The organism is Streptomyces sp. NPDC026538, assembly GCF_055567535.1.
In genome coordinates, this window is record NZ_JBVHQG010000001.1 from 708,230 (window position 1) to 733,083 (window position 24,854).

22 protein-coding genes and 1 tRNA gene are annotated in these 24,854 nt (G+C 70.8%); 12 read left to right on the plus strand and 11 right to left on the minus strand.

The features are described 5' to 3' along the window. Nucleotides 1–86: 86 nt before the first annotated feature. Nucleotides 87–1,046, plus strand: a complete 960-nt coding sequence (locus ACZ4N4_RS03290; protein WP_467583856.1) for a ketopantoate reductase family protein — start codon at nt 87–89, stop codon at nt 1,044–1,046. A 148-nt stretch (nt 1,047–1,194) separates the two neighbouring features. On the opposite strand, the gene trpF is transcribed toward ACZ4N4_RS03290, so the two are convergent. Continuing rightward, on the minus strand, nt 1,195–1,770 hold the full coding sequence (gene trpF / locus ACZ4N4_RS03295) for a phosphoribosylanthranilate isomerase (protein ID WP_467583859.1): 576 nt from the start codon (nt 1,768–1,770) through the stop codon (nt 1,195–1,197). A gap of 392 nt (nt 1,771–2,162) precedes the next feature. Here trpF and ACZ4N4_RS03300 point away from each other — a divergent pair, with 392 nt between their 5' ends. The 7 genes from ACZ4N4_RS03300 to ACZ4N4_RS03330 all read left to right on the plus strand — a co-directional run bounded on the left by ACZ4N4_RS03300 (nt 2,163) and on the right by ACZ4N4_RS03330 (nt 11,840). Continuing rightward, nucleotides 2,163–3,500, plus strand: a complete 1,338-nt coding sequence (locus ACZ4N4_RS03300) for an alpha/beta hydrolase family protein (RefSeq protein WP_467583861.1) — start codon at nt 2,163–2,165, stop codon at nt 3,498–3,500. A 303-nt stretch (nt 3,501–3,803) separates the two neighbouring features. Further along, nucleotides 3,804–6,053, plus strand: a complete 2,250-nt coding sequence (locus ACZ4N4_RS03305; protein ID WP_467583864.1) for a HAMP domain-containing protein — start codon at nt 3,804–3,806, stop codon at nt 6,051–6,053. Between the two features lie 15 nt (nt 6,054–6,068). Next, the gene (gene pgsB / locus ACZ4N4_RS03310; RefSeq protein WP_467583867.1) at nt 6,069–7,529 is read left to right on the plus strand and encodes a poly-gamma-glutamate synthase PgsB; all 1,461 of its coding nucleotides are present in this window, start codon (nt 6,069–6,071) and stop codon (nt 7,527–7,529) included. Further along, entirely contained in the window at nt 7,526–8,008 is a 483-nt protein-coding gene (locus tag ACZ4N4_RS03315; protein ID WP_360486974.1) for a poly-gamma-glutamate biosynthesis protein PgsC/CapC, read from the plus strand. Before pgsB ends, ACZ4N4_RS03315 begins: the two co-directional genes overlap by 4 nt. 44 nt (nt 8,009–8,052) lie before the next feature. Beyond that, entirely contained in the window at nt 8,053–9,132 is a 1,080-nt protein-coding gene (locus tag ACZ4N4_RS03320) for an NlpC/P60 family protein (protein WP_467583870.1), read from the plus strand. Between the two features lie 56 nt (nt 9,133–9,188). Next, nucleotides 9,189–11,297, plus strand: a complete 2,109-nt coding sequence (locus ACZ4N4_RS03325) for a mannosyltransferase YkcB-related protein (protein WP_467583873.1) — start codon at nt 9,189–9,191, stop codon at nt 11,295–11,297. Nucleotides 11,298–11,510: 213 nt separating this feature from the next. After that, nucleotides 11,511–11,840, plus strand: a complete 330-nt coding sequence (locus ACZ4N4_RS03330) for a hypothetical protein (RefSeq protein ID WP_467583876.1) — start codon at nt 11,511–11,513, stop codon at nt 11,838–11,840. 46 nt (nt 11,841–11,886) lie between these two features. Here the strand turns inward: ACZ4N4_RS03330 and ACZ4N4_RS03335 are convergent. Then, nucleotides 11,887–11,958 (minus strand) — tRNA-Val (locus ACZ4N4_RS03335). A gap of 261 nt (nt 11,959–12,219) precedes the next feature. On the opposite strand from ACZ4N4_RS03335, the gene ACZ4N4_RS03340 reads away from it, so the two are divergent. The 3 genes from ACZ4N4_RS03340 to ACZ4N4_RS03350 all read left to right on the plus strand — a co-directional run bounded on the left by ACZ4N4_RS03340 (nt 12,220) and on the right by ACZ4N4_RS03350 (nt 14,655). Next, nucleotides 12,220–13,605, plus strand: coding sequence for a hypothetical protein (locus ACZ4N4_RS03340; protein WP_467583879.1), 1,386 nt, complete (start codon nt 12,220–12,222; stop codon nt 13,603–13,605). A 69-nt stretch (nt 13,606–13,674) separates the two neighbouring features. Further along, the gene (locus tag ACZ4N4_RS03345) at nt 13,675–14,217 is read left to right on the plus strand and encodes a DUF4383 domain-containing protein (protein ID WP_467583882.1); all 543 of its coding nucleotides are present in this window, start codon (nt 13,675–13,677) and stop codon (nt 14,215–14,217) included. A gap of 219 nt (nt 14,218–14,436) precedes the next feature. Continuing rightward, the gene (locus ACZ4N4_RS03350) at nt 14,437–14,655 is read left to right on the plus strand and encodes an FmdB family zinc ribbon protein (RefSeq protein ID WP_453577537.1); all 219 of its coding nucleotides are present in this window, start codon (nt 14,437–14,439) and stop codon (nt 14,653–14,655) included. Here ACZ4N4_RS03350 and ACZ4N4_RS03355 read toward each other — a convergent pair. Genes ACZ4N4_RS03355 through ACZ4N4_RS03365 form a run of 3 tightly spaced genes read right to left on the minus strand, consistent with a single transcriptional unit; the run spans nt 14,652 to nt 19,262 of the window. Next, on the minus strand, nt 14,652–15,464 hold the full coding sequence (locus tag ACZ4N4_RS03355; RefSeq protein WP_453577539.1) for an HAD family hydrolase: 813 nt from the start codon (nt 15,462–15,464) through the stop codon (nt 14,652–14,654). The genes ACZ4N4_RS03350 and ACZ4N4_RS03355 overlap by 4 nt on opposite strands. Then, nucleotides 15,464–18,061 carry a phosphoribosyltransferase gene (locus ACZ4N4_RS03360; RefSeq protein ID WP_467583885.1) on the minus strand — a complete coding sequence of 866 codons (2,598 nt, stop codon included), beginning with the start codon at nt 18,059–18,061 and terminating at the stop codon, nt 15,464–15,466. Before ACZ4N4_RS03360 ends, ACZ4N4_RS03355 begins: the two co-directional genes overlap by 1 nt. 28 nt (nt 18,062–18,089) lie before the next feature. Then, nucleotides 18,090–19,262, minus strand: coding sequence for an HpcH/HpaI aldolase/citrate lyase family protein (locus ACZ4N4_RS03365; RefSeq protein ID WP_467583888.1), 1,173 nt, complete (start codon nt 19,260–19,262; stop codon nt 18,090–18,092). Between the two features lie 176 nt (nt 19,263–19,438). Between ACZ4N4_RS03365 and ACZ4N4_RS03370 the strand changes: the two genes are divergently transcribed. Then, nucleotides 19,439–20,227, plus strand: a complete 789-nt coding sequence (locus ACZ4N4_RS03370; protein ID WP_453577547.1) for a TerD family protein — start codon at nt 19,439–19,441, stop codon at nt 20,225–20,227. Nucleotides 20,228–20,245: 18 nt separating this feature from the next. On the opposite strand, the gene ACZ4N4_RS03375 is transcribed toward ACZ4N4_RS03370, so the two are convergent. From ACZ4N4_RS03375 to ACZ4N4_RS03400, 6 genes are all read right to left on the minus strand, one after another. Next, nucleotides 20,246–20,983 (minus strand): TerD family protein, encoded by a 738-nt coding sequence (locus ACZ4N4_RS03375; protein ID WP_450759468.1) that lies wholly within the window; start codon nt 20,981–20,983, stop codon nt 20,246–20,248. A gap of 120 nt (nt 20,984–21,103) precedes the next feature. Then, entirely contained in the window at nt 21,104–22,249 is a 1,146-nt protein-coding gene (locus tag ACZ4N4_RS03380; RefSeq protein ID WP_453577553.1) for a DUF475 domain-containing protein, read from the minus strand. Between the two features lie 132 nt (nt 22,250–22,381). Continuing rightward, nucleotides 22,382–22,957, minus strand: coding sequence for a TerD family protein (locus tag ACZ4N4_RS03385; protein ID WP_351692136.1), 576 nt, complete (start codon nt 22,955–22,957; stop codon nt 22,382–22,384). 116 nt (nt 22,958–23,073) lie between these two features. Next, nucleotides 23,074–23,649, minus strand: a complete 576-nt coding sequence (locus tag ACZ4N4_RS03390) for a TerD family protein (RefSeq protein ID WP_360487016.1) — start codon at nt 23,647–23,649, stop codon at nt 23,074–23,076. 175 nt (nt 23,650–23,824) lie between these two features. Then, a complete protein-coding gene (locus tag ACZ4N4_RS03395; RefSeq protein WP_360487018.1) occupies nt 23,825–24,283 on the minus strand; it encodes a peroxiredoxin in 459 nt (152 codons plus the stop codon). Between the two features lie 118 nt (nt 24,284–24,401). Next, on the minus strand, nt 24,402–24,839 hold the full coding sequence (locus ACZ4N4_RS03400) for a DUF3052 domain-containing protein (RefSeq protein WP_351692127.1): 438 nt from the start codon (nt 24,837–24,839) through the stop codon (nt 24,402–24,404). Nucleotides 24,840–24,854: the final 15 nt, after the last annotated feature.

Below are 24,854 nucleotides of genomic sequence, written 5' to 3' on the forward strand. Positions count from 1 at the left end.
GTCTCCCGCAGTCCCCCTTCTTCCTGCGAGGATCGTCCTGAGGCGGCCACCGCTCCCGGGGCCGACCGACGAGAGGACAGCCCCCCATGACGAACACCCCGAACACGCCGAGCAGCCCGAACACGCCGGACAACCCGGACAACGAGTTCGGCCCCCGGCTCACCGTCGCCGTTCTCGGTCCCGGCGGCGTGGGCGGCCTGCTCGCGGCCCTGCTCTCCCGCGCCGGCCACCGGGTGCTGTGCCTGGCCGGCGAGGACACGGCGCACACCCTGCGTACCGCCGGAATCCAGGTCCGCAGCGCCCTGTTCGGCGACTTCACCGCCCCCGTGGACGCCGACACGGCCCTGCGCGAACCGGTCGACGCCTGCCTGATCACCGTCAAGGCCACCGCCCTGGACGCGGCCCTCACCCGGATCCCGCCCACGGTCCTCGACGACGCCCTCCTCGTACCGTTCCTGAACGGCGTGGAGCATCCCGCCCTGCTGCGCGCCCGCTACGCCCCCGACCGCGTGGCCCCCTCCGTGATCCGCGTCGAGTCGACCCGCACCGCCCCCGGCCTGGTCGAACACACCAGCCCCTTCGCGGAGATCGACCTGACCGGCGCCAAGGTCCCCCGCCCCCGTCTGGAGGACCTGGCCGCGGCCCTCACCGCGGCCGGCCCGGCCACCCGGGTCCTGGACGACGAGACCACGGCCCTGTGGGCGAAGATGTCGTTCCTCGCGCCCTTCGCCCTGCTCACCACCCGCTACGGTCTCCCCCTCGGCGAGGCCCGGACCGGGCACCGCGACGAACTGGCCTCGCTCGTCGCGGAGACGGCCGCGGTCAGCCGCGCCTGCGGCTCCCCGGTGGACCCGGCCCAGGCCCTGTCCCGCTACGACGCCTTCCCGCCCGCCGCCAAGTCCTCGATGCAACGTGACGCGGAGGCCGGCCGCCCCCTCGAACTCGATGCGATCGGGGGCGCGTTGCTGCGCGCGGCGGACCGGCACGGGGTACCCGTACCGGTGACGGCCCGTATCGTGCGCGAGCTGCGCGAAGCCGGGCACTGAGCCGGGCGGGCGCAGTCGGCTGCGGCGCGGTAACGCCCCCCCGGGAGGCGGGGGGTGCCCGGCACCCTCCCCGGGGGAGGCGGGGGTGCCCGGCCGCGTCGGCGTCGCGGGCGAACGACGGCCCCTCACGGCGCCTTTGGCGAAGCGCTCAGCGGCTGTCCCGCCCGGCGGTGCGGGCGGCGGCGATGAAGGAGGCCATCTTCTCGCGGCTCTTGATCCCCGGCGCGGTCTCGACGCTGCTGGAGACGTCCACGCCGTAGGGGCCGAAGGCCTCGATGACACCGGCCACGTTGTGCTCGTCGAGGCCCCCGGCGATGACGACCCTCCCGGGCACGTCCGCGACCCAGGCGGGGATGTCGGCGAACACGCCGGTGCCCGCGCTGGCGTCGTAGAAGAAGTACTGCAGGGCCTCCGGCCGTTCGGGCGGGGTGCCGGAGGCGAGGGCGAGGTTCGGGACGGCGGCGGTCTCGTAGATCTGGACGGTGTCGAAGTCCTCGGCGACCTCGGCCGTCTCGGCGTACGTCAGGGCCACGGCGAAGACCGGGATCCGGCCGCGGGCGTACCCGGCGAGTTCCAAGGCCCGCTCGGGCGGGCAGTACCGCTTGCTCCTGGGGGTCACGACGATCCCGACGGCGTCGTATCCCAGCTCGACGGCCCAGTCGATCTGCTGCTCCTGGGTGAGCCCGCACACCTTCACGAACGTCGGCTGCCGTTGCCCGCTCATCCGTCCCCTGCTCCGTTCTCCCGCCCAGCGGGAACGTGATCGTGCCGTCGCCCCCCAGGCTCTCATTGCGGGCCGGGGCCGTGCGCGCCGCGCAGTGCGGACCCACGAGCCGACGGGTCGTCAGACCGCCGTTCCCCGTGTGGTCACCGACGTCGACAACCGAATCAACCTGCCGCCGAACGCCTCGACTTGACGCGTGTGCTCGGCCGCACCGCAGGGGCGCGGCCGGTGCCGTGGAGCGCCGGATCAGCGGACCGTGACAGCGCTCGGCATCCGGTACGTGAGGTCACCACGGGGTCGTCCGGGGCGCGTGGGTCCGTGGGCGGCTGTCGCGGTACGGTGTGCGGCAGTCGATCGCCCGTTCTGTGATCGCTGACCCACGAGGGGGTTTCATGAATCACCGCCGCCTGCGCCACCGCCGCAGAATGATCGCCGTAGCGGTCGGCTCGGCGGGTGCGCTGGCCGTTGCACTGGGTGTGGGGCTGACCTCGGCGATGGCCACCGGGACGTCGTCCGCCACGCCTGCGCCCACCGCGTCCTCGTCCGCCCCGAGCACGCCCTGGGCGCCCGAGAACGACGAGGCGCCGCTGGGCCGCCACAAGGCCGTGCAGCCCAAGACCCTCGCGGCCGGCCGCACGGCCTCGAACGCTCTGCAGCTCAAGATGCCCGCACCGTCGGGGAAGTACAGCGTGGGCATGGTCGGCCTGCACCTCGTCGACACGTCCCGTACGGATCCGTACGTGGGCGGGACCCGCGAGCTGATGGTGTCGCTCTGGTATCCGGCCACCTCCACGTCCGGGCACTACCAGGCGCCGTGGATGCCCTCGATCTCCGGCGCCCACTTCCTCGCCACGCGCGGACTGTCGCCGCAGCAGGTGACCCTGCCGACCACGGCGGGCCATGTTCTCGCCCCGGTGAACACCACCCTCGGCAAGCTGCCCGTCCTGCTGTACTCGACCGGGCTGCACTCGGACCGCGCGATGGGCACCGCCCTCGTCCAGGACCTCGCCAGCCGCGGCTACCTCGTCGTCACCGTCGACCACACCCACGACGCCAACGAGGTGCAGTTCCCGAAGAGCCGGCTCGAGGTCAACAAGATGCCGGCGGGCGCCCACTCCTCCGACACGCTCAAGGTGCGCGCGGCCGACATCAAGTTCGTCATCAACAAGCTCAACACGCTCAGCACGGGCGGCAACCCGGACGCCGGCAAGGCCACGCTCCCCTCCGGGCTGACGAAGTCGGTCGACATGTCCCGAATCGGGATGTTCGGCTGGTCGCTGGGCGGCGCGGCGGTCGACACCGCCATGCAGCTCGACAGCCGTATCGACGCCGGTGCCAACCTGGACGGCCAGTTCTTCGGGACGGCTCCGAGCAAGGACCTGAAGCGCCCCTTCATGCTCTTCAGCTCCGGCAGCCACAACCGCAACAACGACTCGTCGTGGCGCACGCTGTGGTCGCACCTGAAGGGCTACAAGGTCGACATCAAGCTCAAGGGCGCGGCGCACCTGTCCTTCAGCGACAACGAGTGGATGATCCCCCAGGAGGCGCGCCTGCTCGGGCTCTCGCAGGCGCAGATCCAGCAGAGTTACGGCACGATCGACCCGAACCGCGCGATCGCGGTCCAGCGCGTCTATCTCGCGGCCTTCTTCGACCAGGAGCTGCGCAAGCAGCACAGCACCCTGCTCGACGGGACCAACAGCAAGTACCCGGAGATCTCTTTCGTCCCCTGACCGGACAGCCGTCCGGACAGCCGGCCGGACATCCGAAGGGCGGGTCCTGCTCGTGGGTCCGCCCTTCGGCTCGCCGTGGGCCCGCATGTGTCGGCCGTCGTCTCCGGCGGCCCGGTTAACACGTACGAAACAGGCGTGAAAGTGTGATGGTTATGTAATCGCATGGCGCTAGAGTGTTCGAGCTGACGAACATTCGGGCGCCCGGCGCCAATTGACAAAGGACCTCCTGCCCTGCCCTCCGCCCCTCGGGCGCCGCGCCGACACCGCACCCGCCGCCGCGCCGATATGCCGATCCTTGGCGGGGTGCGCCCGCCGATCGCCTCACTCGTCGTACTCCTGCTGGTGGTCGCCGCCCTGACCATGATCGCCCTCGACGGCATCCGTTCCGCGGGTGTGCCGCAGGCCGTGGCGGACGGGGAGCAGCAGATCGCCGCCGACACCGCGCTGTCGATGCGCACCACGATCGACGCCGAGGCGAGCACGGTACGCCGTACGGCCAAGGCGTACCCGGCGACGAGCGCATCGACCCCCGCGACCACGCTCAAAGCACTGGCTTCCGCCAGGAAGGGGATCCTGGGCAGCGCGCTGCTCGACCCGAAGACCGGCAAACTGCTGGCGGCCGGCGGCAAGACGGTGCAGCTCGTCGGGGTGGACGTCGCCAGGACGGCATCCGGGCACGGGGCGATCGCGCCCCGGCTGGTGACGTCGGACGGCACGCGGCAACTGCTGTACTTCGCCAAGGTCACGCTGCCCGCGCAGCAGGAGGACGCCAACCAGGACCAGAACCAGGTCCCCAGCGGGCCCGACCGGCAGTGGCTGCTGGTGGTCTCCGAGGCGCTCCCCGCCCCCACGGCGTACGGCGACGGACGCACCGCCGAGGTGCTGGACGCGAACGGCACCGCGCTCGCCACCGCGTCCCACGGCACGGCATCGCCGGCCGCCGACAGCGGTCTGCCCTCGGCGGCGGCCCGCGCGGCGAAGGGGTCGGGGCATGACACCGACGCCTCGGGAAGCCTGCTGGGAGCCGCCACGGGCAACCGGCGCACGGTGGCCGGCTGGGCCCAGGTCGCTTCGACGACCGGCCCGGGCGACACCGACGGCCTCGGTCTGGTGGTGCTCACCTTCCGCGCGGTGCCCGCCACGACCACCGCCGTCGACTACTCGGGCTTCGCGCTCCAGGCCGCGGGGGCGCTGGTCCTGCTCGCGCTGCTGCTCGGGCTGGCGCTGCACCTCTTCCTGCAGCGGCCGCTGCTGTGGCTCTACCTGTCCGCCGGCCGCCTGGCCCGGGGCGCGACCGAGAACGGGCCGGCCGCGTGGGAGGAGCTGTCCCGGCCGGTGCCGGTGAACGGCTTCGGGGAACTGGCCCGGATCGGGCGGGCACTGGAGTCGCTGCGCCGGCAGTTGCTCGGCGAGAGCGGCCCGCAGGAGTTCCCGCTCCGGCGCGGACCGGGCTACCGGGCGCTGGCCGGGGTCGGCGTGCTGGTGCTGGTCTGCTGGGCGGCGCCGATGATCTTCGTGCTGAACCGGGCGGACACCGCGACCGCGGTGCCGGCTTCGGTCCTCGCCATCCAGCAGACACGCACCGAGATCGCTTCGAACCGGGTCCGGCAGTCCCTCGACCAGCTGTACACCGACCTGAGTGGCGCGGCCGCAGGTCTGCCGGGCAGCGACCGGGCCGCCCAGACCGAGGTGCTGCGGCACACCCTCGCCGACCACAAGCAGTTCCGCTCGCTGTATCTCCTGGACAGCTCGGGCGGCATCTCGCTGCGCGTGGGCGGGTCACCGCTGCGCACCATCGTCCACGTGCCCGGCGGCGGCGGGATCACCACCGTCAACACCTCGGGCCGGATCCCGGCGATCGCCGCCTACACCCAGGTCCGGGCCGTCAAGGGCAAGACCCCGGCGGCCGGCGTGGTCCTGTTCGGCGAGATCGACGTGAAGGCACTCAACTCCATTCTGTCCAGACCGAAACTGGGCAGCGTCTGGGTGACGGACGGCGACGACAGGGTGCTGGCGGCGAACGTGGGCTACCGCGCCTTCCAGTCGCTGCCCGACTCCGGTCTGAGCCGTCTCGCCCGCGCCACCCAGGGCGCCCCGGGGACCGCGGGGACCGCGACCTCGCGGGTGCTCCGCACGTCCTCCGGCCCCTCGGTCGACGCCGCCGCGCCGCTCGCGCAGAGCGGTCCGACGGCCCGACTCGGTTGGCACGTGGTGACCGCGGAGCCCGCGGCAGCGCTCCAGATTCCCGCGGTGCAGGCCGAGCAGCGCACCATGCTCGCGGGGATCCTCGGCCTCACCCTGGGCGCTGCCTGCCTGGGCTGGCTGCATGTCGTAGTGGTCCGGCCGCTGCGCTCGGTCGCGGTGCTCGTCGAGCGGCTCGCCGGCGGAGACCGCCGCACCGTGCTGCACCCGGTCAACCACGACGAGATCGGCTCGGTCACCCGCAGCCTGGAACTGATGCGCCAGGCCCTGGCGGAACGCGACCGGGCGGCCAGATCCGGCCAGGCCGCCGGGCCCTTCCCGTCCCTGCCTCAGACCACCCTCCAGCGGTAGAAGGACGGAATCGGCATGCTTTTCCTCTATGTCATCGTCCTGCTGTGCTGCGCCGGGCTGTGGATCGCCGGAATCGTGGAGCAGCGGCGGCACTTCGCCTCGCTGGAGCAGATACCGACGCGGGTGCTGGTCAACGGCATCCGCGGCAAGAGTTCGATCACCCGGCTGTGCGCGGGCGCGCTGCGCGGCGGCGACCTGGTCACGGTGGCCAAGACCACCGGCACCGCGGCCCGGTTCATCCATCCGGATGCCACCGAGGAGCCGGTGTACCGCAAGTTCGGGCTGGCCAACGTCGTCGAGCAGATCGGCATCGTGCGGCGGGCGGCGGCCTACCGGCCGGACGCGCTGGTGATCGAGTGCATGGCGGTGATGCCCGCGCTGCAGGAGATCAATCAGGAGAAGCTGATCCGTTCCACGATCGGCGTGCTGTGCAACGTGCGCGAGGACCATCTGGAGGAGATGGGGCCGACGCTGGACGATGTCGCCCGCTCGCTCTCCCGCTCGATGCCGGTGGGCGGGGTGTGCGTGACGGCGGAGAAGGACCGGCTGCACATCCTCCAGGAGGAGGCCGACAAGCGGAACTGCCGTCTGATCGCGGTCGATCCGGAGTCGGTGACCGACGCCGAGCTGCGCGGCTTCAGCTGGTTCACCTTCAAGGAGAACGTGGCGATCGCGCTCGCCGTCGCCGAACTGCTCGGCGTGGAGCGGCAGACCGCGATGCAGGGCATGTGGGACGCGCCGCCCGACCCGGGCGTGCTGTCGGTGGAACGTTACGTCACCCCTGAAGGCAAGCAACTGCGGTTCGCCAACGTCTTCGCGGCCAACGACCCCGAGTCGACGCTGATGAACGTCCAGCAGCTGGAGGATCTGGGCGCGATCCGACGGCCTCTCAACGTGGTCATCAACTGCCGCCCGGACCGGGTGGAGCGCAACGGCCAGATGGGCGCGATCGTCCCCGGCCTCGCCCCCGAGACGGTGTTCCTGATCGGCCACCCGACCAAGAGCGCCCGCGATGCGATTCCGGCCGGCTTCACCGGGCGGGTGGTGGATCTCGGCGGCGACCGCCGGGATCCCGAGGAGGTGACCGAGGCGATCCTCGCGGAACTCGGCCCGACCTCCTCGATGGTGGCGATCGGCAACATCCACGGCCAGGGCGAGCTGTTCCTGGAATGCCTCGCCGGGCTGCCGCTGGACGACTCCGAGGATCCGTTCGACGCCGTTCCCCAGGGCGACGGCCTGGACCAGGAGACCATGCAGATCGCGCTGGTCCGGCCGCAGGTCGCGATGGGCCGGCCGCCCGAGCCGGAGCCGTACAGCTGGGTGGCCCCGCTGGAGACGACCCACATCTTCCACATCCCGAATCAGAGGGAACTCGCCCGCCAGTTCGCCGCCCGCCACGGCCGGCCCGACAGCCAGAGCACCACGGACGACCCGCGCCACTCCTACGATCAGCCCCAGTCCACGAGGAACCCGTGATCCCCGCCCACCTCACCGCACAGACCGCCGCACTCGGGATCGCCCTCGGGCTGGTCTTCTCACTCGTCTGCTACCTGACCACCAACCTCTCCCCGGGAGGCATGATCACCCCGGGCTGGATCGCCCTGACGCTCGTCACCGACGTGCAGTTGGCCGGGCTGATGGTCGTCGTGGCGGTGCTCACGTACTTCACGACGAAGCTGCTGCAGCGCACCGTGATTCTCTACGGCAAGCGGCTGTTCGCCGCCGTGGTGCTGAGCGCGGTGCTGATACAGACCACCGTGATGCTCGCCCTCAGCCACGAGTTCCCGCTGCTGTACACATCACAGACCCTTGGCTTCATCGTCCCCGGTCTGGTCTCCTACCAGATGGTCCGTCAGCCGATGGCGGCCACGGTCATCTCGACCACGGCCGTGACGCTGGCCACGTACGTGGTGCTGGTCTCCGGTCTGCTCATCGGCGTCCTGCCCACCGGGTGACCTGCCCACCACCCTCACACCCAGTACTTCCAGGAGGATCGGCCATGCACTCCCACTCCGCCGGCAGAGGCAGCCGCCCGAATCGCCGCGCTCTGCTCGGGACGATCGCGGGCGTGGCGGCCGCCGGGTTGACGGGCGGGTACGCCTGGAACCGCCTCGGGCACGGCAGCGGCGACGACGGCGACGGCACGGCCGCCGACGGCACGGGCACCGGTTCGAGCGCCGGGAAGCGGACCTTCGAGCGGCTGTCCGCCCCCGACCGCACCGTGGTCCGTGCCGCCGACGGCGGCACCCTCGCCACGTTCACCGACGGAGCCCGTACGGCCGTGCTCACCGGCCGCACCCGCAGCTTCAGCGAGCCGCGGACCACCGAGGCCAAGGTGACCACGGACGCCTGGGTACGGGTGCTGCCGCACCCGTGGCAGCGGGGCATGGAGAAGTCCGCCTGGTTCGAGGGCTGGTTCGACAAGACGCTCGGCGACACCAGCCCGGACGTCTTCGCGGTGGCGTTCCAGTACAGCAGCGCCGGGGCGCCCGACAAGCACAACGCGAAGGGTGTGCGCTACGCGGGCACCGCGCACTTCGGCCCGCGCAATTCCGAGGTCAACAACCCGTTGGACTTCGCCTACCACGACGAACAGTCCGACTTCTACGACTATCTGGGCGTTCCCTGGACCTTCCCGGACGGCTCCCGCGTGCAGCCGGAGCAGGCCCGCTACGGCGACGTCGACTGCTCCGGCTTCCAGCGTCTGGTGTGGGGCTACCGCATGGGCATCCCCCTGCACAACACCAACACCAAGGGCACCGGCCTGCCGCGCCGCGCCTTCGCCATCGCCGCCTATGGTCCCGGCCGCCTGGTGATCCCGCACACCGGCACGAAGCAGGCCACCGACCTGGGCGTCCTGCAACCCGGCGATCTGGTGTTCTTCGCCATCATCAAGGACCGGCCGGACTTCATCGACCACTGCGGCATATACATGGGCCTCGACGACCAGGGCCGGCACCGCTTCTACTCCAGCCGCTCCGCCGCCAACGGCCCCACCCTGGGCGACCTGTCGGGCCGCTCGCTGCTGGACGGCACCGACTTCTACGCCCGCGGCTTCCGGTCGGCCCGCCGCCTGTGATCCCGCCGCCAGCGCACCGCGGCTCCACCTGACCTGCTGATCCAAGGACCACTGCCATGACCGCCATCCCCGCCGCCCGGCCCACCGGAGCGCACCGAGGCCGCCGGGCGGCGAACCGCCGATCCGGCCTGCCGGAAGACGCCCCGCGCTGGGAGCGCCCGGCGCTCGCCGCGGTGCTGGCCGTCGCCACGCTGCTGTACTCCTGGGGCATCGGGCACGCCGCGCTCCACCCCTTCTACGGTGCGGCGATACGGTCGATGGCCGGCAGCTGGCGGTCCTTCTTCTTCGGCGGACTCGACACCAGCGGCTCGGTCAGCATCGACAAGCTGCCCGGCGCCCTGTGGCCCGACGCCGTCTCCGTCTGGCTCTTCGGCCCGCACACCTGGGCGGCCGCTCTTCCGCAGGTCGTCGAGGGCGTGCTCACCGTATGGCTGTTGCACCGGATCGTACGGGCCTGGGCCGGGCCGTTCGCCGCGCTGATCGCCGCGCTGGCGCTCACCGTCACCCCGGTCACCGTGGTCCTCAACCGGGCCACCATCCCGGACACCGCGCTCACTCTGCTCCTGGTGGCGGCCGCCGGAGCGCTGCAGAAGGCGGTGCGCACCGACCGGCTGCTACCGCTGATCACCTGCGGGATCTGGGTCGGGCTCGCCTTCCAGGCGAAGATGCTGCAGGCGTGGCTGGTGCTGCCGGTCTTCGCCGCGGTGTACCTGGTCGTCGCGCCCGGAACGCCGTTGAAGCGGGCTCTGCGCGTCCTGCTGGCCGGTGCGGTCGCGCTGGCGGTCTCCTGCTTCTGGGTGCTGATCGCCTGGGCGACACCGGCCGCCGACCGCCCGTACCTCGACGGAACGTCCGACAACAACCCGTTCGCCCTGGTCTTCGGCTACAACGGCCTGAGCCGCTTCACCAGCGACTCGACCGCGTTCGGTGCCGTCGCGGGCACCGCCACCAGCCGCACCACCGGCAACACCGGCTGGGACATGCTGATCAACCAGACGGTCGGCCCCCAGGTCGCCTGGTTCCTGCCGCTCGCCGTGCTCGCCGCGGTCCTCGGCGTCGTCTGGCGCGCCGGTCAGCCGCGAACCGACATGCTGCGCACGGGATTTCTGATGTGGGGCGGCTGGCTGGCCGTGCACGCCGTGGTGTTCAGCGCCTCCAACGGCAACCACGCCTACTACATGGCCGTCATCGCCCCGGCGCTCGCCGCGCTGGCCGGCGGCGGGCTCGCGCTCTTCCGGTCGGAGTACGAGTCGGCGTACAAGCCGAAGGACGGGTCGGAGCACGAACCGGAACACGGATCGGAGTACGAGCCGGAGCAGGGATCGGAGCACGAGCCGGAGCCCTGGTCGCCGTACCTGTCGGCGTACGGTTCGCAGGGCTGGTCGCCGCCCGTGTCGGCGTACGAATCCGAGCACGGGCCGGCGCACGAATCGGAACCCCGGTCCGAGGGCGAATCGGGCGGCCGACGGCACCTGGCGCTGCCGGCGGCGATCGTGCTGACGGCGGCTTGGGCGCTGGTGCTCGACTGGCCCACCCGATTCGTCTCCTGGCTGCTGCCGGTCACCGTGATGCTCGCGCTGTGCGGCGTGGTGGGCCTGTGGACCCGTGGCCCGCGCACCTCCTCGCGGATGGTCCGCGCGGCCCTCGCCGCCGGAGTCGCGGCCACCCTGGTCGCACCGGCCGGCTGGGCCGCCTCCAGCCTCAACCCGCTCTACGCGGGCGCCGCCACCGCGCCGATAGCCGGTCCGGTCGGCAACGCGTATTACGACAGCGTCCGTCGGCACCACGCTCCGCAGCGGATAGGTCTCGACAAGCCCAGCGCCCGCGACACCGCCCTGCTCGACTACCTCACCGAGCACCGCCACGGCGAGAAGTACCTGCTGGCCACCCAGGCCGCCTACGGCGCCGAGCCCCTGCTGCGGGCGAAGTCCGAACCCATCCTCGTCATGGGCGGCTTCACCGGCAACACCCCCTTCCCCACCGCCCGGCAGCTGGGCAGCCTCGTCGCCGCCCACCAGCTGCGCTACGCGCTGCTCACCAGCCAGCGCCCCACCACCGCGGTCACCACCTGGGTGAAGTCCCACTGCGCCCGTGTCCAGCCCACCGCCTACGGCCGCAGCGCGGGCGGCAGCTTCACCCTCTACGACTGCAACGCCCAGAAGTGAGACCGACGGGCCCGCGCCCGGAGCAGCCACTCGATCCCTGCCGACCCGCAGGGCTCGCGGGGCCCGCCTGAGCCGGACGCCGTCAGCACCGCACGTCCGGTTCCGCGGGGCGCCGGGGATCAGCGCTGGTCCCCGGCCACCCGGCCACACTCGAACACATGAACCCCACGGCCGAACTCGCCACCCAAATTCGAACAGGCGTAGCATTGCCGCGTGGCTGCGACCTATGACTTTCCGAGTGACCTCCTCGCCGGTCAGGAGGAGCTGCATCAGGTCCGGGCCGAGCTGTCGGCCCTGCTGAAGCGGCTCCCCTGGTCGGTCGAGCCGCTGGACGGATTCAGTGACGACGGCGGCTGGCGCAAGGTGGAGCGCCCCGCCTCCCCGGGCTGGACCGAGGACGAACAGGCCGAAGTGGAGAAGCTGCGCCGCCGCGAACACGAACTCACGGTGTTCGTCAGCGGCCACCGCTTCTGGGCGGAGATAACGGCACCGGACCGCATGGACGCCCGAAGCCGCCTCAAGCACGCTCACGAGGAAGGCTGAGAACACGAGAAGACCCCGGCCGATGCGGCCGGGGTCTTCCTCGAAGTGGGCGCGGACGGTTTCGAACCGCCGACATCCTGCTTGTAAGGCAGGCGCTCTACCCCTGAGCTACGCACCCGAGACGATTCGACAGCCTACATCGTCCCGGACTCAGTCCCGCAATTCCGTTTTCCGGGTCGGGCAGGCGGCAGCGGTTCCCATGGGGTGCCGCCGCTCGAGCGGGGTCGAGAGTCGAACCGTTGCCGCCCGATCGCCTCCCGGCCGGCGAAGTGATCACGCGAACCGCGAACTGACCGACCCGTGTGTTCGTCTTTCCTGGGTGGGAGAATGTCAGCACCGCCAGCACACAGGGGCGCACCGCGGCACGGGAGAGGGAGAAGTGACGGCGACATCGGCGACTTCGGCGGCATCCGAGCCGTATTCGCGTCCCGTACGGGCCCGGCGCTCCCCGCTCCGGGATGTCCTCGGCCTGATGAGTGTGCCGTTGCTGGCCGTGCTCGTGGTGCCCGGGGCGTTCGCCGGTGGCGGCACCCGGCGGTGGTTCGGGGGGCGGGCCGAGAGTCAGCGGGCCGAGGCCCAGGCGGCCAAGGACGCCGCGGCCGCCGCCTTCTACGAACTGGACACCGCCCAGCGGGATCTGCGGATCTCCATAGAGACCATCTCCGCCGTCGACGACTCGCCGGACGCCCGTCGTGCCGTCTCCGACTTCGATGCGCTGGGGCGGCGGATCGACGAGGTGAGCAACCGGTACATCCAGGCCATCGACGCCTACGACCTGGACCGGGACGATCTGGAGGCCGCCGCCGCCTCGCGGGCCCGGGGGGAGATCACCCGCGCCAAGGACGAGCTCGTCGGCGTCAAGCGGGACCTGGACCGGTTCGGGGAGTCGCTCGGGCCGCTGCTCGGCAAGGCCGAGACGCAGCTGGCACGGCTCGCGCCCGCCGTGGAGCGGGCCCGGCAGGCGCTGCTGGCCGCCAGCAACGCGCTCGATGCCGTACGGAAGACCCAGATCAGGGCCGACGATCTGGCGGCCCGGCTGGCCGCGCTCGCGCCCGAGCTGACCAGGCTCAATCAGGGCGCCGGACAGCATGGTCTGCAGACGACGCTGGAGCGGGCCGGGCGGGTGCAGCGGGAGGCCGAGGCCATCCGGGTCGAGGCCGAGCGGCTGCCGGAGAGGGCCGCCGAGATCGATCACCGGCTGGTGAGCCTGCGGACGCGGGCGCAGGCGCTGACCACCCGGGCCGGGCAGGTGGATCCGGTCCTCAGTGAGCTGCGCCGACGGTTCTCGGCCGCCTGCTGGCAGGATCTCCAGCAGGTGCCCGAGCAGGCCGCGCAGAACGTACGGCAGGCCGAGCTGAAGCTGCGGGATGCGCAGGCCGCGCGGGACGCGCAGAAGTGGGCGGACGCCACCTCGCTGCTCTCCACCGTGCGGGCGCTGCTCAACGGCACGGACGAGGCGGTCTCCGCCGCCGGTGACCGGCTGAGCCGGCTCAACGCCGCACAGAAGGATCCGCAGGCGGAGATCGAGCGGACCCGGTTCGCGATCCGGGACGCGCAGCGGCTGGCGATGGCCGGGCGGACCAGCCCGGATCCGCGGCACGCGCGGCCGCTGGACGACGCGGTGGCGCGGCTGGAGCGGGCGGGCGGGTCGCTGGAGGGGCGTCATCCCGACTACTGGCACTTCCTGACGGAGACGGAAGCGGTACGGCAGTCGGTCGCGCGGGTGGTCGCGCAGATCAGGGAGGACCGGGGCACCGCTCACTGAGGCGTTTGCCGATGACCCGCTCCGGGCGGATATTGGAAGGCGACCCGCATTCGAGAGCAGGAGGCGGAGATGGCCTCACACTCACACGTATCGCACCCGGGGACACGGCGGCGGATCATGTTCGACGAGGCACTGCCCGTCGACCACCGCCTGAACAGGATCTACCGGATCGGTGCGGGCCTGATGGGCCTGTTCCTGGTGGCCTTCGGGATCCTCGGGCTCACCAACAACATCGGTTTCTTCGACACGGGCGGAAACACCGCGATCGGCCTGAACACCAACGGCGCGCTGAGCGTGCTGTCGATCTGCGTCGGGCTGCTGCTCTTCGTGGGCATGGTGATCGGCGGGAACTTCGCCTCCACGCTGAACATGGTGCTCGGCGTGCTGTTCATCCTGAACGGTTTCCTGTTCCTCGGCCTGCTCGGCACCGACTCGAACTTCCTGGCCTTCGGGATCCAGAACGTGCTGTTCAGTTTCGTGGTGGGCCTCGTGCTGATGGTGTTCGGAATGTACGGCAGGGTCAACACGAACCTGCCACACGACAACCCGTACTGGCGGGCCCGCCACCCCGAGGCGGAGGAGCAGCCCGAATCACGGACTCAGGTGCGGTAGAGACCGCCGGGCCACGTGCACCGGGGCGGCCCGGGAAGACGAAATCTTCCCGGGCCGCCCCCTGTTTCGGCTGCCACCCCACCGGCGCTGCCCCAGACCGCGCCCTGTGCGATCGCACGGTGGCCGGCCTTGTTCAGGACCACTGCGACGTACGGCTTGTTCTTGTACGTGAGGCGCAGCGATACCCGTCACCCCCGTCGCTCCCGTTAGCCTGTCCTCATGCCCCGCTACGAGTACCGCTGCCGCGCCTGCGGCGACACCTTCGAACTGTCCCGCCCGATGGCCGAGTCGTCCGCTCCGGCGGCATGCCCCGAGGGGCATGAGGACACGGTGAAGCTCCTGTCGACGGTGGCGGTGGGAGGCACCGCGTCCGCGCCCGCCGCCGGCCCCACCAAAGGCTCCGGAGGGGGCTGCTGCGGCGGCGGCTGCTGCGGTTAGCCCTCCGTACGGACCGTCTTCAGGAATTCCCGCAGGATTCGTTCTCCGGCGAGCACTCCGCGCTCCGGCAATGCGACGACGGCCGGCCCGGCCCATCCGGCGTCGGCCAACTCGCCGTGCCCCGGCCGCCAGCCACGGTCCGCGGCCAGCAGCAGGTCGGCGTCGAGCAGCGAGTCTCCGGCGGCCAGCGTGAGCCCGGCGCCGGTCCGCCGCGCGATCTCCCGCATCGCCGCGCTCTTCGTCAGCGGCTTGGGCACGGCGTAGATCTTCCGCCCCTGCAACGACACCGTCCAGCCGCGGTTCTCCGCCCACACCGCGAGGCTCTTCACCCACTCCTCGGGCAGCAGCTCCCGCTCCACCACCAGGTAGGCGAACAGGTCCTCGGCGACCCGGAGCTTGCGCAGCCACACCGGGTCGGCGTGCTCGGCCAGGTACGCCTGTACCTCGTCCAGCGGCGCGCACTCGTCGGCCAGCCGCGCCAGCACCTGCCCGTGCCAGTCCCCGTCGGACACCCCGTCGACCAGCAGATGCCCGCCGTTGGCGCAGATGGCGTACCGCGGCGCCGGCCCCGGCAGGTTGATCCGCTCGTACTGCTTACGGGTCCGGGTGGTCGTCGGCACGAAGACGGCCGCGTCCCCGAGTTCGGTCAGCAACCGCGCGGACGTCTCGGTCAGGTACGACAGCGGCCTGCTCTCGTGCACCTCGACACAGAGCAGCCGGGGCGCCCGCGCGTCCGGCATGGTCAGGGAGAGCGCACCCGCCGAGTAGATGAGCGTACGGTCGAGATCGCTCGCCACCAGCACCGCCATCAGACGTTCACCGTCCTGCCGTCGGCGCCGGTCGCCCCGCGCGTGAATTTGGGATGGATCAACCCGACACAGGTGTAGGGCAGTTCGCCGACCTCCTCGACCGGCACACCGCGCTGCTCGGCCAGCAGCCGCACGTGGTCGAGGTCGGCGCCCGCCCCGGCCCGCGCCAGGATCTTCCAGGGCACCCGGCGCAGCAGCACCCGGGTGGTCTCCCCCACGCCCGGCTTGACGAGGTTCACGTCGTGGATGCCGTACTCCTCGCTGATCCGCTCGACGGCCGCCCAGCCCTCCCAGGTCGGCGTGCGGTCGGCGACGGCCAGCTCCTTCACGGCCGCGTCCACCGCGTCCACGACCTCCCCGAACCGGGCGGCGACCGCGTCCAGGAAGGCCACCGACACATCCGCCCCGGCCAGTTCGCGGTAGAACTTCGCGCCGTGGAAGTCGTCGGGACCCACCAGGTCGGCCCGCAGCACGGTCCGCGAGATCAGCCCGGAGACGGTCGAGTTGAGGCAGGCGGAGGGGATCAGGAAGTCCTCCCGGGTGCCGTACGTCCGCACGCACGATCCGGGGTCCGCGAGCACCGCGATCTCCGGGTCGAACCCGGAGACGCCCTCCCGCTCCTCGAACTCCTCGACCGCGTCGGCCAGTTCCCGGGTGATCGCGCCCTTCCCGGTCCAGCCGTCCACGAAGACCACGTCCCGCGGGTCGTGGTGCGCGGCCAGCCAGCGCAGCGCGTTCGCGTCGATACCGCGGCCGCGCACGATCGACACGGCGTAGTGCGGCAGCTCGACGCCGTACCGGAACTGCGCCCAGCGGCGCATCAGCACACCCACCGGGGTCCCGGCACGGGCCAGCGAGACCAGCACCGGCCGGGCCGCCCGTTCGGCCAGCACGGTCTCCGTCACGACCCCGACGGCCTGCGCGATCCGGGCGGCCGAGGTCTCCAGGGCGGCGTGGAAGAGCGCCTGGTACCGCTCGCTCGGCTGGTACTCCACCGGCAGCGACTCCGCGTAGTGCGCGCCGCCGCTCTGGATCGCCTCCTCGCGTTCCTCGGTGGGCGCCTCCAGCGTGACGTCCGAGAGGTCCTGGAGCAGCCAGCCGACGTCCTCCGGCGGGTACGAGGAGAAGGCGGGGCCGCGGAGGGGCTCGGGCAGCATGGCGGGGCTCTCTTCGGTCAGCGCGGGGACGTACGACGGTACAACCGCGAGCAGGACATGCGGGGCATGCGCGCCGAGCCGGGCCAACAGGCCGTCCGGGGCGTGGAGTTCGGGGGTGTCGCCGGCCGAGTCGACGAAGACGACCACCGCGTCGAAGCCGGCGCCGGCCACGTTGTACGCGTAGCGCTCACCGGGGCCGTCGGCGGGGTTGTCGTGGGCCGGGAAGACGAGCCGGCTGCGGATGGCGTAACCGGGGTCGTCGACGGCCAGCACGGGTGAGCGGGTGGTGGTGGAGTACCGCACGTCGGCGACGACGAGGGGCTCCAGCTCACGGGCGACTCTGAGGGGGGCGTACATCAGCTCCTCGAAGCCGAGGGTGAGTACGCGGCGGGCGTCGGAGGGCAGGGCCTCGGCGAGGCGCGCGGCCATGGCGGGAAGGGCCGCTTCCAGGCGTATTCGGTGAGCCGGGGTGAAGCCGTGGCGCCCGCCGTCCGGGAGGCCGTGCGGCCAGTGCAGGTCGACGCGGGTGAAGTGGGGGGTGGTGCGGTCGTCGGCCGCCTGCGGGCCGACGGGGGCCGTTCGCGCCCGCGCGGCGGTAGCCGCAGATTCGACACAGCCCCGCGCCCCCAGGGGGTTACGGGCAGCGCCGGTAAGGGGCGCGGGGAGCTGCGCGACAAGCCCCGACGGCGCCGCACCCGGCCCACCGGCGGCCGCGGCACTCTCCTCGTACTTCGCCACCAGCGCCTGCCCCTTTTCAAGGACACCCTCGGGCAGCTTCACGGTGCCGGATGCGCCGGCCACCAGGTCCACCCTCGCGCCGATCTCACCGGCGAGATCCGCGAGGCGCCCCGCGTCCGCGGGCGACCGCATATCCACCAGAGCCACCACGACGTAACGTTTCCGCGGATAACGGGCGTGCAGGTCCCTGATCGTGTTCAGGACCGTGTTACCCGTGGAGAACTCGTCGTCGACCAGGACCAGCGGGCCCTCGCCGGAGAGCAGAGCGGGGTCCTCGGGGAGCAGCAGGTGGGACGTCGCGTGCGAGTGGGACTCCTCGAAGCCCCCCGCAGGCTCGACCCCGGCGACCGGCCGCCGCGTGGAGTGCAGGTACGGGGCGAGGCCGATACCGTCGGCCACCGAATGCCCGAGGCCCGTGGCCGTCTCGGCGTAGCCCACCACCACCGCCCGGGCCGCCTCCTCGTCACCGAGGAGCTCGCGTACCCGGCGGCCCAGACCGAACCCGTGGCCGTACACCACCGCCGGCGACTGGGGCACGTGCTTGCCGAGCACGTTGGAGACCAGCAGGTGGGCCCGCTTCGGGTTGCGGCGCAGGGCGAGCCCGAGGAGGGCCCGCAGACCGTCGTCGCCCACGAGTTCGACGCCGAGCCGCTCGGCGACCCAGCTACCGGACCAGTCCCCGCTGTTCACTGCGATGTTCATGCGCTTCCTGTGTCGTCCCCTAGGCCCGTCAGCCGGGGATTCCGGCGGCGAGCAGCTCCACGAAGCCGACGTCCTCGTTGGCCACGCCGAACACCTCGGCCCGCAGCATGGTCCGCTCGGCCCAGGCGCGATGCGGTTTCACCTCGTTCATCTTGTTCGTGTACGCCGAGCGGAGTACACCCCCGCCGCCCCGTTCCGGCCGCAGGATGTCCTGGGCGTCGCAGAACTCCTCGTGACTGACGACCGACAGCGCGTGCACGGGGATGACGTGCGAGGGGTGGATGCAGGTCTTGCCGAGCAGCCCGTTGGCCTGGTCCAGGGAGATCTCTCTCAGCAGGCCGTCCATGGCGTGCTCGATGAGCCGGTTGCGCAGTTCCACGGCCTGCTCCTCCAGGAAGGGGCTGGTCCGCAGCATCGGCTTGAACATGCGCTCGGGCACCCGGAAGTACTCCCAGACCGGCCCGGTCACCGTGAACCCGGTGCCGTCGGCCCGTCCCAGCATGTTCACCACGTCGGCGATGACGGAGGCGATGATCTGCACGTCGTAGGCGGTCATGTCGGGTGCCCGTCGCAGCCCGTACGACGAGCAGAAGTCGGTCACGCCCAGGCGCAGCGCCAGCACCTTGTCACGGTACTTGTCGACGGCGCGGGCGATGCCCTCCAGGGCGTCCACGCGCGTCTCGCGGTACATCAGCTCGGGTGTCTCCAGGACGGGCATCCCGAACAGCCGGCGGCCGCTGCGCGCCTCGGCCCCGTCCAGGGCCTGCAGGAAGGGGATACCGCGCTCCTCGGTGAACTTCGGGAACACGAAACCGGACAGCAGTGACACGCTGTCACCGAGCCGTCGTACGAGATCGGGGATCTGCTCGGGCTCGCGGACCCGGATGAAGAGCAGCGGCGGCTCCACGCCCTCCTGGACCCGGGCGGCCAGGTCGGCGAACTGCCGGACGAGGTTCTCCTCGCCCGCCACCACGTCCTCGTCGCCGATGGAGTCCTCCAGGCACAGCACCATCGAGACCACGCCGAGTCCCGCCTGTTTGACGATGTCGTCGGCGAGCCGCTCCCGGGTGGCCGGGCTGTACAGCGTGGCGCCCAGGGCCGCGGAGAGCAACCGGGCAGGGGAGTCGGCGGTGAACTCGCACGGCTCCTGGTGGAAGAGGCGCTGGCGCACCTCAGGTGCAATGTGCCCGAAATGACGCATAGAACTCCCCCGTGGCGTGGGCCTAGCCTGTGGAATGGGTAAAGGGTGGCCGGTAATAGTACGTACAAAGCCATGTCGAGGGTTCCCGCCGGGCATGAATTCCAGGTAACCCGCCCATGTCGGCCGCGAGGCCCCCCGCGTTGTCGTGACCAGGACCGAGAGGGCAGGATGACCGCATGACGCACGCGATGCTGAAGGGGTCGAACGTCCCGCTGGAAGCCACCACGGTCCGGGCCGTGCTGCGCTGGACACCCGGGCAGGGAGTTCCGGACGTGGACGCCTCGGCGCTGCTCCTCGGCCCCGACGGACGTGTGCGCTCCGACGAGGACTTCGTCTTCTACAACCAGCCCAGGCACCCCTCCGGGAAGGTCTGGCGGCTCGGCAAGAAACGGGTGGCGGAAGGCCTCACCGACACGATCCAGACAGATCTCCCCGGTGTCGAGCCCAATGTCGGCCGAATCCTCCTGGTCGCATCGGCGGACGGCATCCCCTTCGAACACGTACCCGCCCTGCGCATCCTGCTGTACGACGCCTCGGCCCCCGACGCCGAGCCGCTGGCCCACTTCGACATCAAGCCGGAGACCGGCGCCGAGACGGCCCTGATCTGCGGCGAGCTGTACCGCAGGGGCGAGGGCTGGAAGTTCCGGGCGCTGGGCGAGGGCTACAGCAACGGCCTCAAGGGCCTGGCGACCGACTTCGGCATCTCGGTGGACGAGTCGGAGACGCTGGACGAGCCCCAGGGCTCCCAGCCGCTGCCTCCCGAGCAGCCGGCCTCGGTCCCGACCCAGCCGGCGTACGGCTACCCCCAGCCGACCTCACCCGCCCCGCAGCAGGCCTACGGCTATCCCCAGCAACAGCCGCAGTCGGGCTACGGCTACCCCCCACCGGCCCCGGTGCCGGTGGCGACGGTCCCGAACACGGACTTCCGGCTGCCTCCGCAGGGCCCGCAGTTCATCGGGCGGTGACGGGAGCTGCCCAGGGGGCTACTTCTCCACCTTCGTCTTGTAACCCCGCCCCCACTGCAGCCCCCACCCGTACAACCGGTCCAGCTCCCCCTGGAACCCGTACACGAACTTCACCTCGCGCCGGACGACCAGCTCGCCCTTCACGTTCTCGATCATGACCACCGCGCAGGACCGGGCCTGCGGATGCCGTTCGTCCAGGCCTATCTCGATCCGCGGCCCGTTGCTCGGGTACAGCGTCACGACCGCGTGGGTACGGTCGAACGCCGGCGTCTGGTCGTAGATGTACACGAACACCAGCAGCCGCTTGATGTCATCGCGGTGATCCAGGTTGACGTACATCGTCTCGCCGGACGCCGACCCGAACCGGTCGTCGCCGCTGAGCTTGATGTACGGCGGTGCGTTGACGTCCCCGAGCAGGCCGCCGAGCGGCTGTACGACCCCCTTGCTCCCGTCGGTCAGCTCGTACAGCGCCCCGAGGTCGAGGTCGACGTTGACCATGCTCTGCCCGTGCCCGACCACCTCCGGCGGCCTGAGCGCCTTGAAGGGGTGCCGGAACAGACTGGTCCGCTGTTCGCCGTCGAAGTCGGACGTCCGCATCCGCCAGCTCAGGTTGACGCGCAGGTTGCCGGTGGCCGCGCCCTGCTTGGTGAGGGACACCTGCTGGTGCCGCTTGGTGAGCTCGATGGAGTTGGACGCGGCGCTGCCCGAGTCGAACTCGGCCGCCCTTCCGCCGAGCAGCCCGTCGAAGAAACCCATTCCCGCCCCCAGAGACTTCCGCCGACGCCGCGGGGCGGCCGACCGTGTCGGCCGCCCCGAACAGAGCGTTCCTCGTCCAGAAGGGTGTCACACCCTTCGTTTTCGGCCCGGTGAGCCGGTTCAGACTCCGGACGAGACCTCAGTCTTCTCGTCCGTCCCCGCTTTTCCCTCGGCCACCGCCAGCCGCTGGTTGCGTCGCACGGAGGACCAGAACGACCAGCCGATCAGGACGACGCCGACGAGACCGGTGATGACCTCGTTGATCTGGTACTGGATGGTGACCATCAGGATGACCGCCAGCGCGCCGATCGCGTAGTGGGCGCCATGCTCCAGATAGACGTAGTCGTCGAGGGTGCCCTGGCGGACCAGGTAGACCGTGAGCGACCGGACGTACATCGCGCCGATGCCGAGGCCGAGGGCCATGAGCACGATGTCGTTGGTGATGGCGAACGCGCCGATCACGCCGTCGAAGGAGAAGGACGCGTCCAGGACCTCCAGGTAGAGGAACATGAAGAACGCCGCCTGGCCGGCCAGGACGACCGCCGACTTCTTGTTGCCGGTGCGCTCGGCCTCTTCCTCCTCCTCGTGCTCGCGTTCCTCCTCGGCCTCCAGCCGGTCCTCGAAGAAGCCGGAGAGGCCGCCGACGATCATGTAGGTGATCAGGCCGGCGATACCCGCGATCAGGACCGTCTGCGCCTTGTCGACGTGGCCGCCGCCGTGCTGGTGGGCGTGGGTGGCGAAGGTGAAGGAGGTGATCAGCAGGACGATCAGGGCGATGCAGACCGCCAGCATGTCGACCTTGCCGAGCTTGGCCAGCGGGCGCTCGATCCAGCGCAGCCACTGGATGTCCCGGTCCTCGAAGATGAAGTCGAGGAAGATCATCAGCAGGAACATACCGCCGAAGGCGGCGATCGCCGGGTGGGCGTCGGTGACCAGTTCCTGGTAGCGGTCCTTGTTGTTGAGCGCGAGGTCGACGGCCTCGATGGGGCCCATCTTGGCGGTGACCGCGACGATCACGACGGGGAAGACCAGCCGCATGCCGAAGACCGCGATGAGAACACCGACCGTGAGGAAGATCTTCTGCCAGAAGGCACTCATCTTCTTCAGGATTCCGGCATTGACGACCGCGTTGTCGAACGACAGGGAGATCTCGAGGACGGCGAGGATCGCGACGATGCCGAAGGCCTCCCACCCCCCGTAGAAGACCGCGGCGACCAGGCCGAGCGCGGTGATCGCGAACGACCAGCCGAAGGTTTTCAGAAGCACTGGCTACCCAATCATGGTGTGGTACGGGTCTCTCCCGCGCCGTACTCGGCTTTACTCACTGTTGACCACGGAGTCTAGAGGGCATCGGTGTCCTACGGCTCGCGCGGGCCCTACATCCGGCTGTGACGGGTGCTACGAGACGTTCACACCGAAGTCGAGCGCGATGCCCCGCAGCCCGGAGGCGTAGCCCTGGCCGACGGCCCGGAACTTCCACTCGCCCTGGTAGCGGTAGAGCTCGCCGAAGATCATGGCGGTCTCGGTGGAGGCGTCCTCGCTGAGGTCGTAGCGGGCGAGCTCCTGGCCGTCGGCCTGGTTGACGACCCGGATGAACGCGTTGGAGACCTGGCCGAAGGTCTGGCCGCGCTCGTCGGCCATGTGGATGGAGACCGGGAAGATGATCTTGTCGCACTCGGCCGGCACCTTGGGCAGGTCGACCAGAATCGATTCGTCGTCGCCCTCGCCCTCACCGGTGAGGTTGTCGCCGGTGTGCTCGACCGAGCCGTCGGGGCTCTTGAGCTGGTTGTAGAAGACGAACCACTCGTCGCCGAGCACCCGGCCGTCCTTGCACAGCAACGCGCTGGCGTCCAGGTCGAAGGGGGCGCCGGTGGTGGACCGGGCGTCCCAGCCGAGTCCGATCATGACGTTGGTGAGGTTCGGTGCGGCCTTGGAGAGGGAGACATTGCCTCCCTTGGCGAGCGTGACGCCCATGGTGATGGTCCTCCCCTAGTGGTGCTTCTCCGGTTGTCCTGCGCGTCCGGCGCCGACCGTAAACGGTGCGGCGCCGGACAGAGCGGACGTGCGAGTGCCGAGGCCCTCGGTTGGGCTCAGACGTTGACGCCGAAGTCCTGGGCGATGCCGCGCAGGCCGGAGGCGTAGCCCTGGCCGATGGCGCGGAACTTCCACTCCGCGCCGTTGCGGTACAGCTCGCCGAAGACCATCGCGGTCTCGGTCGAGGCGTCCTCGGACAGGTCGTAGCGGGCGATCTCGGCGCCGCCGGCCTGGTTCACGACGCGGATGAACGCGTTGCGGACCTGGCCGAAGGACTGCTGGCGGTTGTCGGCGTCGTAGATCGACACCGGGAAGACGATCTTGTCGACGTCGGCGGGGACCGTGGCCAGGTTGACCTTGATCACCTCGTCGTCGCCCTCGCCCTCACCGGTGATGTTGTCACCGGTGTGCTCGACCGAGCCGTCGGGGCTCTTGAGGTTGTTGAAGAAGACGAAGTTCTGGTCGCTGGCGACCTTGCCGGCTGTGTCCAGCAGCAGCGCGCTGGCGTCCAGGTCGAAGTCGGCGCCGGTGGTGGTCCGGACGTCCCAGCCCAGACCGACGAGGACCGCGGTCAGGCCCGGGGCCTCCTTCGTCAGCGAAACGTTGCCGCCCTTGCTGAGGCTGACTCCCACGAGTCCTCCCTTGTGGTGTCCAGGGGCGGGGAGCCCCCGTCGTGCTTCGGATACCGGATCAACGATTCGATCCTAGTGACGGGTTCCCGCCCCCCGCAGGCCCTGGACCCCGAAGAATTACCGGGTGTCGGCCGTGTCGGCCCCTAGGGGATCGACGGGCGGTCCGCGGAGCTGTCTACAGGGCGTCGAGCGCCCGCACGTAGTCGTTCAGGTCGCGCGCGTCCGGCAGTCCGTTGACCACGGTCCACCGCACGACGCCCTCCTTGTCGATGACGAAGGTGCCGCGCACCGCGCAGCCCTTGGCCTCGTCGAAGACGCCGTAGGCGCGCGAGGTCTCGCCGTGCGGCCAGAAGTCGCTGAGCAGCGGGTACTCCAGGCCCTCCTGCTCGGCGAAGACCCGCAGGGTGTGGATGGAGTCGTTGGAGACGGCGAGCAGCTGGGTGCCGCGGTCCTCGAACTGCGGCAGGTTGTCGCGCAGCTCGCACAGCTCACCGGTGCACACGCCCGTGAAGGCGAACGGGTAGAAGAGCAGCACGACGTTCTTCTCGCCGCGGAAGTCGGACAGCTTCACGGACCGGCCGTGGTTGTCCTTGAGCTCGAAGTCGGGCGCCTTGTCGCCGACCTGGATCGCCATCGCTGCATCCCTTCGTAAGGGGCTGTTCGGGTGAGGACACCCTATGCGGCGACCCTTGCGCGGCGATCACGGCAGGCCGGCGGACGGACCGGGGCACGGTCCGTCCGCCGGTCGGGGATCAGCGCTTCTTGGCGGCGCCCTTCGGGGTCAGCAGCCGGCTGCCGTTCCAGTCCTTGCCCACGCTGACGCTCTTCGTCTGCGAGAGGCCGGCGGTCGTGGCCGCCTCGCCGATGTCGCTCGGCTCGACGTAGCCGTCACGGCCCGTCTTGGGAGTCAGCAGCAGGATCCAGCCGCCTTCCTCCATGTAGGTGACGGCATCCACCAGCGCGTCCGTCAGGTCGCCGTCATCCTCACGGAACCACAGCACCACGGCGTCGGCCACGTCGTCGTAGTCCTCGTCCACCAACTCGGTGCCGATGGTGTCTTCGATGGACTCGCGGAGTTCCTGGTCGACGTCGTCGTCGTAGCCGATCTCCTGGACCACCTGGTCTGGCTGGAACCCCAGCCTGACGGCAGGGGTGGTCCGCTCCTCCGCGTGGTCCGCGGTCGCGCTCACGGGTTGCCTCCTGAT

What these genes read in the sequence shown, in the direction of transcription:
- ACZ4N4_RS03300 (WP_467583861.1), top strand. Translation starts at nt 2,163, where the DNA reads ATGAATCACCGCCGCCTGCGCCACCGCCGCAGAATGATCGCCGTAGCG.
- ACZ4N4_RS03320 (WP_467583870.1), top strand. Translation starts at nt 8,053, where the DNA reads ATGCACTCCCACTCCGCCGGCAGAGGCAGCCGCCCGAATCGCCGCGCT.
- ACZ4N4_RS03395 (WP_360487018.1), bottom strand. Translation starts at nt 24,283, where the DNA reads ATGGCGATCCAGGTCGGCGACAAGGCGCCCGACTTCGAGCTCAAGGAC.
- ACZ4N4_RS03350 (WP_453577537.1), top strand. Translation starts at nt 14,437, where the DNA reads ATGCCCCGCTACGAGTACCGCTGCCGCGCCTGCGGCGACACCTTCGAA.
- ACZ4N4_RS03345 (WP_467583882.1), top strand. Translation starts at nt 13,675, where the DNA reads ATGGCCTCACACTCACACGTATCGCACCCGGGGACACGGCGGCGGATC.
- ACZ4N4_RS03360 (WP_467583885.1), bottom strand. Translation starts at nt 18,061, where the DNA reads ATGAACATCGCAGTGAACAGCGGGGACTGGTCCGGTAGCTGGGTCGCC.
- ACZ4N4_RS03375 (WP_450759468.1), bottom strand. Translation starts at nt 20,983, where the DNA reads ATGGGTTTCTTCGACGGGCTGCTCGGCGGAAGGGCGGCCGAGTTCGAC.
- ACZ4N4_RS03325 (WP_467583873.1), top strand. Translation starts at nt 9,189, where the DNA reads ATGACCGCCATCCCCGCCGCCCGGCCCACCGGAGCGCACCGAGGCCGC.
- ACZ4N4_RS03385 (WP_351692136.1), bottom strand. Translation starts at nt 22,957, where the DNA reads ATGGGCGTCACGCTCGCCAAGGGAGGCAATGTCTCCCTCTCCAAGGCC.
- ACZ4N4_RS03370 (WP_453577547.1), top strand. Translation starts at nt 19,439, where the DNA reads ATGACGCACGCGATGCTGAAGGGGTCGAACGTCCCGCTGGAAGCCACC.
- pgsB (WP_467583867.1), top strand. Translation starts at nt 6,069, where the DNA reads ATGCTTTTCCTCTATGTCATCGTCCTGCTGTGCTGCGCCGGGCTGTGG.
- ACZ4N4_RS03290 (WP_467583856.1), top strand. Translation starts at nt 87, where the DNA reads ATGACGAACACCCCGAACACGCCGAGCAGCCCGAACACGCCGGACAAC.
- ACZ4N4_RS03355 (WP_453577539.1), bottom strand. Translation starts at nt 15,464, where the DNA reads ATGGCGGTGCTGGTGGCGAGCGATCTCGACCGTACGCTCATCTACTCG.
- trpF (WP_467583859.1), bottom strand. Translation starts at nt 1,770, where the DNA reads ATGAGCGGGCAACGGCAGCCGACGTTCGTGAAGGTGTGCGGGCTCACC.
- ACZ4N4_RS03365 (WP_467583888.1), bottom strand. Translation starts at nt 19,262, where the DNA reads ATGCGTCATTTCGGGCACATTGCACCTGAGGTGCGCCAGCGCCTCTTC.